At 70.9% G+C, this 18,174-nt stretch carries 5 protein-coding genes; all 5 read left to right on the top strand.

Features of this window, described 5'->3' with window-relative positions:
* Positions 1-101: 101 nt before the first annotated feature.
* The 5 genes from OG430_RS12095 to OG430_RS12075 all read left to right on the top strand — a co-directional run bounded on the left by OG430_RS12095 (position 102) and on the right by OG430_RS12075 (position 18,043).
* On the top strand, positions 102-1,094 hold the full coding sequence (locus OG430_RS12095) for a sensor histidine kinase (protein ID WP_327352465.1): 993 nt from the start codon (positions 102-104) through the stop codon (positions 1,092-1,094).
* On the top strand, positions 1,084-1,761 hold the full coding sequence (locus tag OG430_RS12090; RefSeq protein WP_327352464.1) for a response regulator transcription factor: 678 nt from the start codon (positions 1,084-1,086) through the stop codon (positions 1,759-1,761). Before OG430_RS12095 ends, OG430_RS12090 begins: the two co-directional genes overlap by 11 nt.
* A gap of 87 nt (positions 1,762-1,848) precedes the next feature.
* Positions 1,849-2,793 (top strand): alpha/beta hydrolase, encoded by a 945-nt coding sequence (locus OG430_RS12085; RefSeq protein ID WP_327352463.1) that lies wholly within the window; start codon positions 1,849-1,851, stop codon positions 2,791-2,793.
* Positions 2,794-2,988: 195 nt separating this feature from the next.
* The gene (locus OG430_RS12080; RefSeq protein ID WP_327352462.1) at positions 2,989-4,035 is read left to right on the top strand and encodes a ketoacyl-ACP synthase III family protein; all 1,047 of its coding nucleotides are present in this window, start codon (positions 2,989-2,991) and stop codon (positions 4,033-4,035) included.
* A gap of 55 nt (positions 4,036-4,090) precedes the next feature.
* On the top strand, positions 4,091-18,043 hold the full coding sequence (locus OG430_RS12075; RefSeq protein WP_327352461.1) for a type I polyketide synthase: 13,953 nt from the start codon (positions 4,091-4,093) through the stop codon (positions 18,041-18,043).
* Positions 18,044-18,174: the final 131 nt, after the last annotated feature.

The following is an 18,174-nucleotide window of genomic DNA, read 5'->3' as shown; positions in this document are numbered from 1 at the left end:
ACCCAAAGGGGGGCTCTCCCGGTGTAGTTGATGCTTTGACCAAGCGTCGCTCCGAAATCGCCGAAAGATTCATCTCGCTGTTACAGGAGCGAGAGAATTCCATGCTGCGGCACCCGTCGGGACGGCGGTTCTGCGAGCTGCAGGTCGGCCTCGTATTCGACGACTGCGTCCGGACTCTGCGTACCGGACGTGCCATCACCGTCGAGGAGGCGGAGAGCTCGGCGCGGTGGACGACCGACCACCGCATCGGCCTGATCATCGAGCAGCCCGAGATGGCGCAGGCCTCCGCGATCCTCTTCGAGACGGTGGCCACCGCGCTGCGGGAGGTCATCGGCACCGACAGCAACTCCGCGACGCTGCGCAGCGAAGCGCTGCTCACGCTCTACCGCAGCGTGCAGGCGCGGTGGCAGCTGCACACCCGGCACCACGACTCCCTCCTCGACGCCGTCCACAAGGTCGCCGAGGCCAAGCGCCGCACCCTGGCGCGGGACGTGCACGACAGGGTGGGCAACAACATCAGCCTGGCCATGCGTCAGCTCGAACTGCACGCGCTGACGCTCACGGACGGGGCGGAGCAGGAGCATGAGCGGGACCCCAGCCTCGTGCTCAGCGCCCGGGACACCCTGGTCAGTACGCTCCTGCAGCTCCGCGAACTGATCACCTGGCTGCACGACTCCCGTATCGACGGCAACCTGAGCGCCGCGACGGAGGCCTTCGTCGCGGCCATGCAGATGCCCGATGTCGACCTGGACGTCGAGGTGAACGGCGACGAGTCGGTGGCCGGTCCGGAGATCCTGGACGAGCTCTTCCTCGTCCTGCGCGAATGTCTGCTCAATGCCCTCGTCCACGGCGAGGCCGGCAGGCTGGTGGTGCGCGTGGAGTTCACGGACGATCAGGTGACGTGCTCGATCCAGGACGACGGGATCGGCTTCGACATCTACGAGGCCCAGGCCGCACGCCGCGGCCACGGGCTCATCTCCATGGCGGACCGCGTCGACCAGCTCGGCGGCCGCTTCGAGCTCACCAGCCGCCCGGGCTCCGGCACCCGTGTGTCGCTGTGGATACCCATACCAGGAGACCCCCGTGACGTCTGACGCGATCCGTGTGCTGGTGGCGGACGATCACACGATCCTGCGCCACGCACTGTGCGACTCCCTGCGCAGGGAAGCCGACATCGATGTCGTGGCCGCGGCCGGCGACGGCAGGGCCGCGGTGGAGCTCGCCCTGCAGTACCGCCCCGATGTCGCCATCCTGGACGTCGAGATGCCCGGCCAGACCGTGCTGACGACCGTCGCCCAGCTCAACGAGGGCTCCCCGCACACCCGGACGATCATCCTGACCATGTATGACGCCCCCGATCTGGTGCAGGCCTGCCTGGACCAGGGAGTGAGCGGATTCCTGCACAAGAGCGCCGCGCGCGGCACTCTCCTCTCCGCGATCCGGGCCACCCGCGGGGGCGATCAGCAGGTGACCATGTCCGTCTCCCGGCAGAGCCTCCAGGCCGCCCCCGTCAAACCGCTGGGCCCGGGGGCCCTTTCGGCCCGGGAGGTCGAAGTGCTCGGCCATGTCGCCGCGGCCCGCAGCAATCGCCAGATAGCGAAGGCCATGGGCATAGCGGAAGGCACGGTGAAGCGTCATCTGCGAAACATATTCGACAAGCTCCAGGCCGTATCCCGCATAGATGCCGTGAACAAGGCCGCTGCCTCCGCGATCCTGCCGTCGGCGGCCGCACATTCGTCCGATCCGGAATACACCGCGTGAATTGATGAACTCCCCTGCCAAGTAGTTGGATTGACATGGCAATGTTAGGATTCGACGCCCGTTTGTCGATCCCAGGGATCTTTCATCTTGAACATTCATGGCGACCTCTCCGAGGTCTTCGCGTCCTTACCCCCCATTGACTGGTTCTCCGACATCAAAGGAACGCGTGCGGCAACCCGTGAACTGCTCGCGGCGAACCAACCGCCGGCGGATCCGCGGATCTCGGTGCGTGACACATCGCTCCCCGGTGCGGGCGGATCGCGGATCCCCGTGCGCATCTACACCCCGGCGGACGCGGAAGAGCGGACCCCGGCCGTGCTCTACTGCCACGGCGGGGCATTCGTCACCGGCGATCTGGACACCGGAGACAGCAACTGCCGCGAAATCTGCCTGGGCGGAGGCGCTGTCGTGGTGTCCGTGGCCTACCGCCTCGCCCCTGAGCACCCCTTCCCCGCAGGCCTCGACGACTGCTACGCCGCCCTGTGCTGGCTCGCCGACCACGCGGCCGAACTCGGCGTCGACCCGGCCCGGATCGGCATCAGCGGGCGCTCGGCGGGGGGCTGCATCGCCGCCGCCGTGGCCCTGAGGGCCCGCGACGAGGACGGCCCGACGCTGATCCACCAACTCCTGCTGGTACCCGTGCTCGACGACCGCTGCCAGACCCCGTCGGCGCGCGCCATGACGGACCCTCGCGCGCTCAATCGGGACACGGCCCAGGAGATGTGGCGCACCTATCTCGGCCCCGAGTATCTCGGGGCCGAGCCGCCGGCTTCGAACTCCTATGCGGCCCCGGGGCGTTGGAATGACCTGACGGGCCTTCCCGCCGCCTATATTCTCGTGGCCGAAAATGACCCGTTGCGCGATGAAGGTCTCGATTACGGGCGTCGGCTCGTCGAATCCGGAGTCAGCACCGAGCTTCACCTCGTGCCTGGCGCATTCCATCTGTTTGAAGCCTATGCGCCGAACAGTGCGTTGACGCGGCGTACCACCCGGCACTGGATGGACGCCCTGCACTCGGCCTTGCGTCAATAGCACCACCCCTGTGCGCGTCCCCGTCCCCGCCCGTCGGCAACGGTCCCTCGTCCCCCCGGCACATGGCCAGGAGGCATCGGCGTACCACCAAAGGAACATGCCGGTCGCTGTGCCTTAGGTGGCCTATGGTCCGGGGGGCGCTCTCCCTAGCGTTGTGGCTGTTTCCAACCCGTGCCGCACAAGGGGGAGTTCAGGATGAGGCTGGGCGACGCACTGAGCATCAAGGCCGTCTCCACATGGCTGCCCGCAGCCCGGGAGACCGTGGCGGAGGCGATCGCGGGGGGCCGTCTGGAGCCGGAGCACAGGGATCGCGTCGGAGTGACCGAGCTACCTGTCTCGCACGACCTGGCCGGCCCCCAACTCGCGGCACGTGCGGGCCGGCAGGCCCTGGAATCGGCGTCCTGGGACGCCGACCGGGTGGGTTTGCTCTCCCACTCGTGGATCTACCACCAGGGCCACGACTTCTGGGCCCCCGCGCACTACGTCGCCCACCAGGTGGGCCTGCGGCGTGCCCTGCCCTTCGGGCTCCAGCACATGTCCAACGGCGCCGCGCTCGGCATGCAACTCGCCGCGGTCCGGCTCCTCGCCGACCCGGACATGGACTCGGTGATGGTCACCACCGGCGACCGATTCGCCCCTCCCGGCTACGACCGGTGGGCCGGTGACTACGACGTCGTGTACGGCGACGGAGGCACCGCCCTCGTCCTGGGCCGTCGTGACGGCGACGGTGACCTCCTGCACATGCTGTCCTTCGCGACGGCGGCGGCGCCGGAGACGGAGAACTTCTTCCGCGGCCGCGACGAGTTCAGCGCCGCGCCCCTCACCCACAGCACGCCCATCGACGTACGCCGCCCGAAGAAGGCGTTCCTGGAGATGGGCGGCATGGAGACGCTCAAGACGCTGGGTCTCGCGAAGGTCCGCCAAGTCCTGCAGGACAGCCTCAGGTTCGCGGGCGTGGAGGCGACGGACCCCCGGATCCGCTGCATCGCGCTGCCCCGTGCGGGGGACTCCGTCTACGACCTGATGTACCTGCCGGTGATCGAGGACGTCATCAAGGCCGAGCCCCTCTTCCTGGGCCGCCGGACCGGTCACCTGGGCTCCGGCGACTTCATAGCCAACCTCACGGACATCGTCGGCTCCGGGATCCTCGAGCCCGGCGAGATCGCGCTCGTGATCGGCGGCGGTGCCGGATACACGTGGTCGTCCGCGGTCTTCCAGGCCCCGGAGAAGACCCATGGCTGAGCCCGACCGAACGGACGCGACCCCCACGACCTCAAGCGCGACTTCAAGGGCGACGATGACCTCTCCTTCCCTTCCCCCCTCTGCTTCCTCTGCTTCTCCTGCTGCTTCCCACGAGCCCATCGCCGTCATCGGCGTCGCCTGCCGACTGCCCGGCGCACCGGACCCCCGACGGTTCTGGGAACTGCTGGCCCGCGGCGGCGACGCCATCACGCAGGCGCCGCCGGAGCGCTGGGCACCCGACCTCGAACTGCGGGCTCCGTACGGCGGATTCATCGAGGACGTCGACCGGTTCGACGCCTCGTTCTTCGGGATCAGTCCGCGTGAGGCCGCCACCATGGACCCGCAGCAGCGCCTGATGCTGGAGCTGAGCTGGGAGGCGCTCGAAGACGCCCGACTCGTCCCCGGCGAGCTGCGCGGCAGCAGGACCGGAGTCTTCGTCGGAGCGATCGCCGACGACTACGCCCGCCTCATGCAGCGCGCGGGCACCGAGGGCATCACGCAGCACACCGTGACCGGAACGCACCGCGGCATCATCGCCAACCGCGTCTCCTACTTCCTCGACCTGCACGGCCCCAGCCTCACCGTCGACACCGCCCAGTCCTCGGGGCTCGTCGCCGTACAAATGGCCTGCGAGAGCCTGGCCCGCGGCGAGTCCGAAATCGCCGTCGCGGGTGGCGTGAGCCTGAATCTCCTCGGCGAGACCACCCTCAGCACGGAGAAGTTCGGCGGCCTCTCGCCCGACGGCCGCTGCTACACCTTCGACGAGCGCGCCAACGGCTACGTACGCGGAGAGGGCGGTGGCGCCCTGCTGCTCAAGCCGTACGCACGCGCCCTCGCCGACGGTGACCGCGTCCACTGGCTGATCCTGGGCGGCGCCGTCAACAGCGGCGGCGCCGCCGACGGCCTCACCGTGCCCAGCGAGCGCGCACAGCAGGAGGTCATCCGGCTCGCCCACCAGGACGCGGGCATCGAACCCGGGCACGTCCAGTACGTGGAGCTGCACGGCACCGGCACCAAGGTGGGCGACCCGATCGAGGCGGCCGCCCTCGGTGCCGCGATCGGCACGCACCGCCCCGCCGACGCCCCGCTCCTCGTCGGCTCGGCCAAGACCAACGTCGGTCACCTGGAGGGTGCCGCGGGCATCGTGGGCCTGCTGAAGGCGGGCCTGAGCATCGCCCACGGCGCGCTGCCCGCGAGCCTGAACCACGAGCGCCCCAACCCGGCCATCCCCCTGGCGGAGCTCGGCCTGCGCGTTCCGCTGGAACTGGGGCCCTGGCCGGACCCGGACCGTCAACTCGTCGCCGGTGTCAGCTCGTTCGGCATGGGCGGCACCAACGGGCACCTGGTCCTCGCCCAGGCGGACCCGGTGCCCGCACCCGACGCCGACCCGACGGCGCCGCGGCACGGCGGCGGCGCATCGCGCCCCGCGGCCGTGCCCTGGCTGCTCTCCGCCAAGACCGACGCGGCCCTGCGCGCGCAGGGCGAACGGCTGCTCGACGCACTCGCTGAGGATCCCGCCGCGGACCCGCGCGACATCGCCCACTCCCTCGCCGCCACCCGCACCCACTTCCCGCGCCGGGCCGCCGTCGTGGCCGACAGCCGCGCCGGGCTGGTGGCCGGCCTCACCGCCCTGGCCGCCGGCCGCCGTTCGCCGGCGCTGACGAAGGCACGGGCGAGTGGCGCCGGACTCGCCTTCCTCTTCACCGGCCAGGGCAGTCAACGCCTGGGTATGGGGCGCGAGTTGTACGAGGCGTTCCCGGCCTTCGCGGAAGCCTTCGACGCCGTCTGTGCCGAGCTCGCCCCGCTCATCGGCCGCCCGCTGAGGGAGGTCGTCTGGGCCGCAGCGGAATCCAGCACGAAGACCGGCACGGAAACCGGCACGAAGACCGGCACGAAGGCCAGCACGGAATCCGGTGCGGGGAACGGCCCGGAGTCCGGGCTTCTCGACGAGACCCGATTCACCCAGCCCGCCCTGTTCGCCGTCGAGGTGGCCCTGCACCGGCTCTACACCTCCTGGGGTGTGCATCCCGACGTCGTCGTCGGACACTCCATCGGAGAGATCGCCGCCGCCCACGTGGCCGGGGTCCTCTCGCTCCCCGACGCGGCGAAGCTGATCGCCGCGCGCGGCACCCTCATGCAGGAACTGCCGCCCGGCGGCGCCATGATCGCCCTCCAGGCCGCCGAGGACGAGGTGCTGCCCCTCCTCGAAGGGCTGGAACGGAGCGTCGGCCTGGCCGCGGTGAACGCTCCCGGAGCCACCGTCGTCTCCGGCGCCGAACGCGACGCACTGAAGATCGCCGACCACTTCGCACAGCTCGGCCGCAAGACCCGCCGTCTGAAGGTCAGCCACGCCTTCCATTCCCCGCTGATGGAGCCGATGCTCGACGACTTCCGAGCCGTCGCCGAAGGCCTCACCTACCACGCGCCGCAGATACCCCTCGTCTCGACGGTCACCGGAAAGCCCGCCCGCGCCGGAGAGTTGCCGGACCCGGAGTACTGGGTCCGGCACGTGGTGGGCACCGTCCGCTTCGCCGACGCCCTGGAGTCGCTCGCCGCCACCGGTCCGCACGCCCACCTGGAGATCGGTCCGGGCGGCGTCCTGACCGCCCTGGGTGCCGAGTGCCTCGACGGCACCGACGCCGTGTTCCTGCCCGGCCTCCGCGACAGTGGCGAGGCGACCGCCGCCGTCGCGGCCGCGGGCGCCCTGCACACGAACGGAATCGCCGTCGACTGGGCCGCCGTGCTGGGCGGCGACGCGGCGGCCGTGGACCTGCCGACGTACGCCTTCCAGCGCAAGCGCCACTGGAGCGAGGCCGCCTCGGCGGCGCCCGCGACACCCGGCAAGGCGGACGAGCGGGTGTCGGCGGATGTCCCCGGGCAGGCCGACACCCGCCTGCCCGACGAGGGCGACCCGGCATCGGAAGGGCCCGCCCGGTCCCGGCTCTCCGGCCTGGGCGCCCGCGAGTTGGAGCGTGAGCTGACCGGCCTCGTACGGTCACACACGGCGGACGTGCTCGGACACGACGCCACGGACGGCGGCGACGGGACTGGCGGGGCTGGCGGGGCTGGAATCGAACTCACCAGCACCTTCAAGGAGTTGGGCTTCGACTCGCTGCTCGCGGTCGAGCTCCGCAACGCCCTCAACCAGGAGCTCGGCCTGCGCCTTCCGGCCGGGCTGCTGTTCAGCCGTCCGACACCCGCGGACCTGATCAGGCACCTCGTGGACGAGCTCGCCGGCGCGGCCCGTACGACGTCCGCTCCAGCCGTCTCGGCCGCGCCCGTCGACGAGCCCATCGCGATCGTGGCCATGTCCTGCCGCTATCCCGGCGGGACGGCCGACGCGGACGACCTGTGGCGTCTTGTGTCCGACGGGACCGACGCGACCGGTGACTTTCCCGACGACCGAGGCTGGGACCTCGACGCGCTGTTCGGCGCGGACCCGACGAGGCCGGGCAGCTCCGCCACCCGCCGGGGCGGATTCCTCAGCGACGTCGCGGGGTTCGACGCGGGCCTCTTCGGGATCAGCCCGCGCGAGGCCGCCGCGATGGATCCGCAGCAGCGGCTGCTCCTGGAAACGGCCTGGGAGGCCTTCGAGAACGCGGGCATCGACCCGACGTCCGTACGCGGCACTCGCGTCGGCACCTTCATCGGGGCGACCGCGATGGACTACGGGCCGCGGCTGCACGAATCCGCCGAGGGCGCGGAGGGCTATCTGCTCACCGGCAATGCCTCCAGCGTGATCTCCGGCCGTCTTGCCTATTCGTTCGGTCTCGAGGGGCCGGCGTTGACGGTGGACACGGCGTGCTCGTCGTCCCTTGTGGCGCTGCACCTGGCGGTCCAGTCACTGCGGCGTGGTGAGTGCGAGATGGCGCTCGCCGGTGGTGTGACGGTCATGGCGACCCCCGGCATGTTCGTGGAGTTCTCCCGACAGCAGGGCCTGTCGGCGGACGGCCGCTGCAAGGCCTTCAGCGCTTCGGCCGACGGGACGGGCTGGGCGGAGGGTGTCGGGCTGTTGCTGGTGGAGCGCCTTTCGGAGGCGCGTCGGCGAGGTCATCGAGTGCTTGCGGTCGTGCGGGGCACGGCCATCAATCAGGATGGTGCTTCGAACGGCCTGACCGCCCCCAACGGTCTGGCCCAGGAGCGCGTCATCCAACAGGCGCTCTCCGAAGCCCGGTTGACCGGAGCCGACGTGGACGCGATGGAGGCCCACGGGACCGGGACCCGCCTCGGTGACCCGATCGAGGCGCAGGCGCTGCTCGCGACGTACGGCCGGAGCAGGCCGGTGGACCGCCCGCTCTGGCTGGGGTCGTTGAAGTCGAACATCGGGCACAGTCAGGCCGCTGCGGGTGTGGGCGGCATCATCAAGATGGTGCAGGCGATGCGGCACGGGACGCTGCCGCGGACGTTGCACGTGGACGAGCCGAGCCCGCATGTGGACTGGGAGTCGGGAGCCGTACGCCTGCTGACGGAAGACGTCGTGTGGGAGCGGGGTGAGCGGCCCCGCCGTGCGGCCGTCTCCTCCTTCGGCATCAGCGGCACCAACGCCCATGCCATCCTCGAAGAGGCGCCCGCCGAGGAGCAGTCGACCGATGTCCCGGTGCCGGACGGCGGGTCCGCCGTGGCCCTCGGGCCGGCCGTGTGGCCGGTGTCCGGCGCGGACGAAGGAGGCCTGCGGGACCAGGCCGCCCGCCTTGCGGCGTTCGTGGAACAGCACCCCGATCTGAGCCTGGCGGATGTCGGGTTGACGTTGGGCGCGGGGCGAGCGGCCTTGGGCCGGCGTGCTGTGGCGGTGGGTGAGGACCAGGCTGAACTGGTGGCCGGGTTGCGGCAGTTGGCCGCAGGTGACGCGTCTTCGGCGTCGGTGGTGCGGGGGTCGGCTGTCGGGGGCAAGGTGGCGTTCTTGTTCACGGGGCAGGGCAGTCAGCGGTTGGGTATGGGCCGGGAGTTGTATGACGCTTTTCCGGTTTTCGCCGGGGCGTTCGATGAGGTGTGTGCGCACTTTGACGTGGAGCTCGGGCGGTCGTTGAAGGATGTGGTGTGGGCCGAGGCCGGGTCGGTTGAGGCCGGTTTGTTGGATCAGACCTTGTTCACGCAGGCGGCTTTGTTTGTGGTGGAGACGGCGTTGTTCCGTCTGGTCGCGTCGTGGGGTCTGGTGCCTGATGCGGTGGTGGGGCATTCGATCGGTGAGTTGGCGGCTGCGCATGCGGCTGGAGCTTTGTCGTTGGCGGATGCGTGCAGGTTGGTGGCGGTGCGTGGTCGGTTGATGCAGGCTGCGCCGTCCGGTGGTGCGATGGCCGCGATCGAGGCCGGTGAGGCCGAGGTGCGCGCATCGTTGGCCGGTTTCGCCGGGCGCCTTGATGTGGCGGCCGTCAACGGCCCCACGGCCGTAGTGGTCTCCGGGGATGAGGACGCCGTCGCCGAGGTCGTCCGGTCCTGGGCGGACAAGGGTGTTCGGACGCGGCGCTTGACCGTGAGCCACGCTTTCCATTCCCCGCACATGGACGGGGTGTTGGAGGAGCTTGCGTCGGTCGCTTCGGGGCTGGACTTCGCGGAGCCGGTGATTCCCCTGGTGTCGACGCTGACCGGGCGCCTGTCGGTGGCCGGGGAGTTGGCGGAGCCGGACTATTGGTCGCGTCAGGTGCGGGGCGCGGTGCGGTTCGCGGACGCGGTGGATGAGCTGCACGGGCTGGGCGTCCGGACGTTCCTGGAGCTGGGGCCTGACGGGGTGCTGTCGGCGATGGCCCAGCAATCCCTGCCGGAACAGGATGCCGTGGCCCTCGCTCCGGCGTTGCGTCGCGGGCAGTCCGAGACCCGCACACTGGCCCTGCTGCTCGCGACCGCCCACGCGCACGGCGCTCACGTCGACTGGCCGGCGATTCATCCCGGTGGCCGTCGGATCGATCTGCCCGGGTACGCCTTCCAGCACACCCCGTACTGGCTGGAGGCGCCGTCGCGTTCGGGCGATCCGGCCGCGCTGGGTCTGATGGATGGCGGGCATCCGTTCTTCGGCGCGGTCACGGGCCTGGCCGATGGCGGCACTCTCCTGAGTGGGCGTCTCTCCCTGCGTACGCATGCGTGGCTGGCCGACCATGAAATCCAGGGCCAGGTCGTCGTGCCGGGCGCCGCACTCGTCGAGATGGCGCTGGACGCCGCGGACCGCACCGGAGCCACGAGCCTGGCGGATCTGACCCTCGAAGCGCCGATGGTCCTTCCCGCCACCGGCGGCCTGCGCGTCCAGGTCACCGTGACCGTCGCCGATGGGCACGGGCAGTGGCAGGTCCAGATCCACTCCTGCCCCGAGGGCGTGCCCTCGGATGCGCACGACGGGCGTGCCGACGAACAAGCGCAATGGACCAGGAACGCGGCGGGCCGGCTGGTGGCCGGCGACCTCGTCACCGCCGACGCGGCCTCGGCGCAGTGGCCGCCGCAGGGCGCGGAGCCGATGGACGTGGGGGACTTCTACGCACGCCTGGGTGAGGCCGGATACACGTACGGACCTGCCTTCCAGGGGGTGCGGGCGCTGTGGCGGCGCGGGGAGGAGACGTATGCGGAGATCGTCCTGCCGGAGCCGCTCCACGACGACGTCGCACGCTTCGGCATCCATCCCGCTCTCCTGGACGCCGCCCTGCACCCCCTCGTGCACAGGCTTGCCGACGACCCGGCCGCGGGAGCGGAGGACGGGGCTCTGCTGCTGCCCTTCGCATGGAGCGATGTCGCGCTGAGCGCCACCGGCGCCCGTGAGATCCGCGTGCGCTGGACGCACGGCGGCGCCCGCAGTGCGGCGCTCGCCGTGACCGACTCGACCGGCCGACTCGTCGCCACCGTAGGAGAGTTGGCACTGCGGCCCGCGCGCATCGATGCCGGTGCCGCGGCGCCCGGGAACACCGGGCGCGGCACGCTGTCCGGGCTCGACTGGGTTCCCGTCGCGACGTCAGCTGCCGACCCTGCGGGCTCGGTCGCCCACGTGTCCGGCCCCGAGGAGCTCGTGGGGCTTGCCGCGTCGGGTGCGGTGCCGGAGCGGGTGGTGGTGTCGGTCGCCTCCGTCGCGGGGGAGGAGCCTTCGGCCGCCGCTCACCGCATCGCCCGTGAGGTTCTCGCGCTCGCTCAGGCATGGGTGGCCGAGGAGCGGTTCGAGGGGGCCCGCCTCGTGGTGGTCACCCGAGGGGCCGTAGGTGCGCTCGACGGTGATGCGCCGACCGACCTCGGGGCCGCCACGGCGTGGGGTCTGATCCGTACGGCGCAGTCCGAGCACCCGGATCGCTTCGTGCTGGTTGATCTGGAGGACGAGGGGGCCGCGGTTCCGGCCACTGCCCTTTTCGGTGACGAAGCTCAACTGGCCGTACGCGCAGGACAGTTGCTCGCACCTCGGCTGGCTGTCGTGTCCGGTGCCGCTCGGGGGCAGCTCCCGGCCCTTGGTTCGGCGGGCACGGTGTTGATCGCGGGTGCTTCGGGCGCGCTGGGTGGCCTGGTGGCCCGGCATCTCGTACGCGTACACGGTGTGCGGCACCTGTTGCTGCTGTCGCGGCGTGGCGCGGATGCGCCGGGTGCGGCCGAACTCACGAGTGAGCTCGGGGAGTTGGGTGCCGACGTCACCTATGCCGCGTGCGATGCGGCGGATGCCGATGCCCTGGCCGGCGTCCTCGCCGCTGTCCCGGCCGGGCGGCCGCTGACGGGCGTGGTGCATTGCGCGGGTGTGCTGGACGACGGGCTGTTGGAGGGCCAGTCGACGGCGCGTTTGGCGGCGGTGTTGCGGCCGAAGGTGGACGCGGCGTGGAATCTGCACGAGCAGACCAAGGAACTGGGGCTGTCCGCGTTCGTGGTGTTCTCGTCGATCGCGGGTGTGATCGGCAATGCGGGGCAGAGCAACTATGCCGCCGCCAACACGTTCCTCGACGCGCTCGCCGCGCATCGCAACTCCCTTGGTCTGCCCGCGCATTCACTGGCCTGGGGACTGTGGGACCAGGACGGCGGCATGGCGGGTGGCCTCACGGACGCCGACCGGGCCCGCTGGACCCGGGCCGGAGTGGCGCCGCTGGACGCGGAACGCGGCATCGAACTGCTCGACGCCGCCCTGGCCACACACCGGCCCCTCCTGATACCGGCACGCCTCGACCTGTCCGTGCTCAAGGCGCAGGCCGCCGCCGCGCCGGGCGGGGTCCCACCGGTCTTCCGGAGCCTGGTGCGACCGCCGGTCAGGCGTGCCGCGCTCGCGACCACGCAGGCCACCGGCGCGCAGGGCTGGGTCCACGACATGGCCGCGCTGTCCGGTGCGGAGCGCGAAGGCGCGGTCATCGACACCGTGCGCCACGTGGTGGCATCCGTGCTCGGCCACTCCAGTGCGGCGGGCGTCGACGTCGAGCGGGCCTTCAAGGAGCTCGGCTTCGACTCCCTGACCGGCGTCGAGCTGCGCAACCGGGTCAATGCCACCACCGGTCTGCGCGTCCCCGCCACGCTCGTCTTCGACCACCCGTCGCCCCGGGCGGTCGCCACCTACCTGCTGGCAGCCGTCGCGGAAGCCACGGAAGGGCCGGAGGCACGAACCGGTACCGCGACGGAGACCTACGCGCCGCGCAGCGCCGACGCCGACGACGATCCGATCGCGGTGGTGGGGATGGCGTGCCGTTATCCGGGTGGTGTGTCGGATGCGGCGGGTCTGTGGGACCTGGCGGCCGGTGGTGTGGACGCGGTCGGTGACTTCCCGAGCGATCGTGGTTGGGATGTGGAGTCGTTGTACGACCCGGATCCGGAGGCGGTCGGGAAGTCGTACACGAAGTCCGGTGGATTCCTTTACGGGGCGGCCGAGTTCGATGCCGAGTTCTTCGGGCTCAGCCCGCGCGAGGCCGCCGCGATGGATCCGCAGCAGCGGCTGCTCCTGGAGACGGCCTGGGAGACCTTCGAGAACGCCGGCCTGGATCCGGCGACGCTGCGCGGCTCACGCACCGGTGTGTACGCGGGCGTCATGTACAACGACTACGGCTCCCGACTGCAGACCGCCCCTGACGGTTTCGAAGGCTTCCTGCTCACCGGCAACACCTCCAGCGTGATCTCCGGCCGTCTTGCCTATTCGTTCGGTCTTGAGGGGCCGGCGTTGACGGTGGACACGGCGTGCTCGTCGTCCCTTGTGGCGCTGCACCTGGCGGTGCAGTCACTGCGGCGTGGTGAGTGCGAGATGGCTCTTGCCGGTGGTGTGACGGTGATGGCCAGGCCGAACACGTTTGTGGAGTTCTCGCGGCAGCGGGGTCTGTCGGCGGACGGGCGGTGCAAGTCCTTCGCCGCAGCGGCCGATGGGACGGGCTGGGCCGAGGGTGTCGGGCTGCTGCTGGTGGAGCGTCTTTCGGAGGCGCGGCGGCGGGGGCATCGGGTGCTCGCGGTGGTGCGGGGCTCGGCGGTCAATCAGGACGGTGCCTCCAATGGCCTGACCGCCCCGAACGGTCCGGCGCAGGAGCGTGTGATCAGGAGTGCGCTGGCCGATGCCGGGCTGACCGCCGCCGAGGTCGACGCGGTGGAGGCGCACGGGACCGGGACCCGCCTCGGCGATCCGATCGAGGCACGGGCGCTGCTCGCGACGTACGGCCGGGATCGGGATGCCGAACAGCCTTTGTGGCTGGGGTCGTTGAAGTCGAACATCGGGCACAGTCAGGCCGCTGCGGGTGTGGGCGGGATCATCAAGATGGTGCAGGCGATGCGGCATGGTTCGTTGCCGCGGACGTTGCACGTGGATGAGCCGAGCTCGTACGTGGACTGGGAGTCGGGAGCCGTACGGCTGCTCTCCGAGGCCCGGGAATGGACAACCGACGGACGGCCCAGGCGTGCTGCCGTCTCTTCCTTCGGCATCAGCGGCACCAACGCCCACGTCATCCTCGAAGAAGCCGCTTCCCCGGCACGCCAGGCCGCGAAGGCCCCCGCCGCCCGCACCGAGGCGGCCATCGTTCCCTGGGCCCTGTCGGCCAAGTCGGAAGAGGCCTTGCGGGACCAGGCCGCCCGCCTTGCGGCGTTCGTGGAGGCGCGTCCCGATGTGGATCTGGCGGATGTCGGGCTGACGTTGGGCGCGGGGCGCGCAGGGATGGCGTCGCGCGGAGTGGCGATGGGCGGCGACCGGGCTGAACTGGCATCCGCCTTGCGCGAGTTGGCCTCCGGAGTTGCCTCTTCGGCGTCGGTGGTGCGGGGGTCGGCTGTCGGGGGCAAGGTGGCGTTCTTGTTCACGGGGCAGGGCAGTCAACGGCTGGGTATGGGCCGGGAGTTGTATGACGCTTTTCCGGTCTTCGCCGGGGCGTTCGATGAGGCGTGCGCGCACTTCGATGTGGAGCTCGGGCGGTCGTTGAAGGATGTGGTGTGGGCCGAGGCCGGGTCGGTCGAGGCCGGTCTGTTGGATCAGACCTTGTTCACGCAGGCGGCTTTGTTTGCGGTGGAGACGGCGTTGTTCCGTCTGGTCGCGTCGTGGGGTCTGGTGCCTGACGCGGTGGTGGGGCATTCGATCGGTGAGTTGGCGGCTGCGCATGCGGCCGGAGCATTGTCGTTGGCGGATGCGTGCAGGCTGGTCGCGGTGCGTGGCCGGTTGATGCAGGCTGCGCCGTCCGGTGGTGCGATGGCCGCGATCGAGGCCGGTGAGGCCGAGGTGCGCGCATCGCTGGCCGGCTTCGCCGGGCGCCTGGATGTAGCGGCCGTCAACGGCCCCACCGCCGTAGTGATTTCAGGTGACGACGATGCCGTCACCGAAGTCGTCAAGTCGTGGGCGGGAGACGGCGTCCGGACCCGTCGCCTGACCGTGAGCCACGCTTTCCATTCCCCGCACATGGAAGGAGTCCTGGCCGAACTCGCCGAGGAAGCCTCCGTGTTGGACTTCGCTGAGCCGGTGATTCCGCTGGTGTCGACGCTGACCGGGCGCCTGTCGGTGGCCGGGGAGTTGGCGGAGCCGGACTATTGGTCGCGTCAGGTGCGGGGCGCGGTGCGCTTCGCGGACGCGGTGGAGGAGTTGCACGGCCTGGGGGTCCGGACGTTCCTGGAGCTGGGGCCTGACGGGGTGCTGTCGGCGATGGCCCAGCAGTCCCTGCCGGACCAGTACCCAGAGCAACCGGAGCAGGACCCGGGCCGAGGCGATGCGGTGGCTGTTGCCCCCGCGATGCGTCGCGGGCAGTCCGAGGTCCGCACCCTTGCCACGCTGCTCGGCACCGCCTTCGCCCACGGTGTCGGCCTCGACTGGCAGGCGATCCACGCCTCCGGTCACCTCACCGACCTTCCGGGGTACGCCTTCCAGCACACCCCGTACTGGCTGGAGGCGCCGTCACGTTCGGGCGATCCGGCCGCGTTGGGTCTGGTGGAAGGCGGGCATCCGTTCTTCGGCGCGGTCACGGGCCTGGCCGACGGGGGCGCGCTGTTGAGCGGGACGCTGTCCCTGCGTACGCATGCGTGGCTGGCCGACCATGAAATCCAGGGCCAGGTCATCGTGCCGGGCGCCGCACTCGTCGAGATGGCCGCCGAGGCAGGGGCCCAGGTCGGGGCCGACCGGGTCGAGGAGCTCACCCTTCAGGCGCCGATCGTGCTGACCGCCACGGGCCGGCTGCGACTGCAGGTCACGGTCGACGCGCCTGACGACAGCGGGCAGCGGCACCATGTGCGGATCTCCTCGCAGTCCGAGCACGCCGAGGAGTGGACCACCCATGCCGACGGCTGGCTGGCCACGGCCGAAACACCGGACAACGACCTCGCGGACGAGACGGAGAGCTGGCCGCCCGCGGGCGCCGAGGCCGTCGAACTGACGGACTTCTACCCCGTACTGGCCGACGCGGGATACGCCTACGGGCCCGCCTTCCAGGGCGTGCAGGCGCTGTGGCGCCTGGGCGAGGACAGCTATGCCGAGGTCGTCCTGCCGGAGCCGCAGCACAACGACGTCCCGCACTTCGGCATCCACCCCGCGCTCTTGGACGCCGCCCTGCACCCCCTCGCCCACGACGGCGTGACGTCCGGTGACGGCTTGCGGCTGCCGTTCTCGTGGAGCGATGTGGTGGTGCACGCCACCGGGGCCACCCGGTGGCGGGTCCACTGGAGGGCCGACGGAGGCATGACGGCCCGCGACACCGAGGGGCGCCCGGTGCTCGAAGTCGGCTCCCTCGCCCTGCGTGCGGCGGCCGTCGCCCGGCCCGTGACGGACGGCGAGCTGCTCCAGGTCGACTGGGTGCCGACGGCCCAGGCCGCCGGATCCGCCCGAGCCACTCAAGTGGCCGGTCTTGCCGAGCTCTTGGAACTCGCCGCGCAGGGCAAGCTGCCCGACCGGGTCGTCGTGACGGTCACCCCGAACGACGACGAGACGCCCCCGGTCGCCGCGCACCGCGTTGCCGCCGAGGTGCTGGCCCTCGTCCAGACATGGGTGTCGGACGAGCGGTTCGAGGACGCACGGCTTGTCGTGGCGACTCAGGGCGCCGTATCCGTCCTGCGCAACGACAATCCCGCCGACCTGGGTGCTGCCACTGCCTGGGGCCTCATCCGTACCGCGCAGTCCGAGCATCCGAACCGCTTCACGCTGCTCGACCTCGAACCGCCCTACGTCATACCGGAGTCCGTGCTCCTCGGTGACGAGGACCAACTGGTCGTCCGCAACGGCCAGGTCCTCACCCCCCGCCTGGTTCCCCTCGCCGTGCCCGGCGACTCCGAAGCCGGCGCGGACGTCCCGGTCCTGGACCAGGACGGCACGGTGTTGATCACGGGTGCTTCGGGCACGCTGGGGTCGCTGGTGGCCGGGCACTTCGTGCGGGAGTACGGCGTACGGAACCTGTTGCTGCTGTCGCGGCGGGGCGCGGATGCCCCGGGTGCCACCGAACTCGCCCGTGAGCTGGGTGAGTTGGGTGCCACCGTCACCTATGCCGCGTGTGACGCGGCGGATGCCGGGGCCCTTGCCAAGACGCTGGCCCGGATTCCTGCGGAGCGTCCACTGACCGCCGTGATCCATGCGGCGGGCGTGCTGGACGACGGTCTCGTGGAGTCGCTGACGGCGGAGCGATTGGCGGCGGTGCTGCGGCCGAAGGTGGACGCGGCGTGGAACCTGCACGAGCAGACGAAGGATCTGCCGCTGTCCGTGTTTGTGCTGTTCTCGTCGATCGCGGGTGTGATCGGCAACGCGGGGCAGAGCAACTACGCGGCCGCCAACACCTTCCTGGATGCACTTGCCGCGCATCGCAACTCCCTTGGTCTGCCCGCGCATTCACTGGCCTGGGGGCTGTGGGACCAGGCCAGCACCATCTCCGGGCAGCTCGGCGAAGCGGACCGTGCCCGCCTCGCGCGTTCCGGCATCAAGGCCCTGCCCAGCGCGGCCGGTCTGGAACTGCTGGACGGAGCACTGCGTACGGACACCGCCCAGGTCGTGGCGGCCGCCATCGACCGGTCCGCCCTGCGCGCCGTCGACCTCGACGCGGTGCCCTCGCTCATGCGCACCCTCGTGCCTCGACGGCGACGTACGGCCGGGAGCGGCACGACACAGGGCCAGGACCGGAACTGGGCGGAGACGGTACGGGCGATGGAGGCGCCGGCCCGGGAAATCGCGGCCGTTGACCTGGTGCTTGCCACCGTGGCGGGTGTCCTCGGACATGCCTCGGCCCAGTCGGTGCAGCCGGACCGGGCGTTCAAGGAGCTCGGCTTCGACTCCCTGACCGCCGTGGAGTTGCGCAACCGGCTCAACACCGCCACCGGACTGCGCCTGCCCGCCTCCCTCGTCTTCGACTATCCGAGTCCCCGGGCCATCGCCGAGCACCTCACCGGCCAACTGGCGCCCGAGGACAAGCCGGTGGATGCCCAGTCGATCGCGGCGGAGTTCGATCGCGTGATGTCGGACCTGGCAGCGGCCTCCTTCGACGACGAAGAACGGGCCTGGCTGTCCCGGCGCGTACAGCAAATGGCGACGAAGATCGGCGGCGACAAGGGAGTCGACGCCGGTGCGGGAGCCATGGCCGCCGGCCTCTCCGAGGAGGCGTCGGACGAAGAGCTCTTCGCCTTCATCGACCAAGAGCTCGAGCTCTGAGACACCGGCCGTAACTGCCGCACCTGCCGCACCCGCCGTACTCGTCGACGAGTCCCGAGACATCCATCGGGCTCCACGAGACATACCACCGAACTTGGCGTCAGCCACTCCGAAAGGCATGCCTCCATGGC

Source organism: Streptomyces sp. NBC_01304, from assembly GCF_035975855.1.
Lineage (GTDB): Bacteria > Actinomycetota > Actinomycetes > Streptomycetales > Streptomycetaceae > Streptomyces.
The sequence above is the reverse complement of the archived record's forward strand: the minus strand, read 5'-3'. Positions and strand labels throughout refer to the sequence as shown.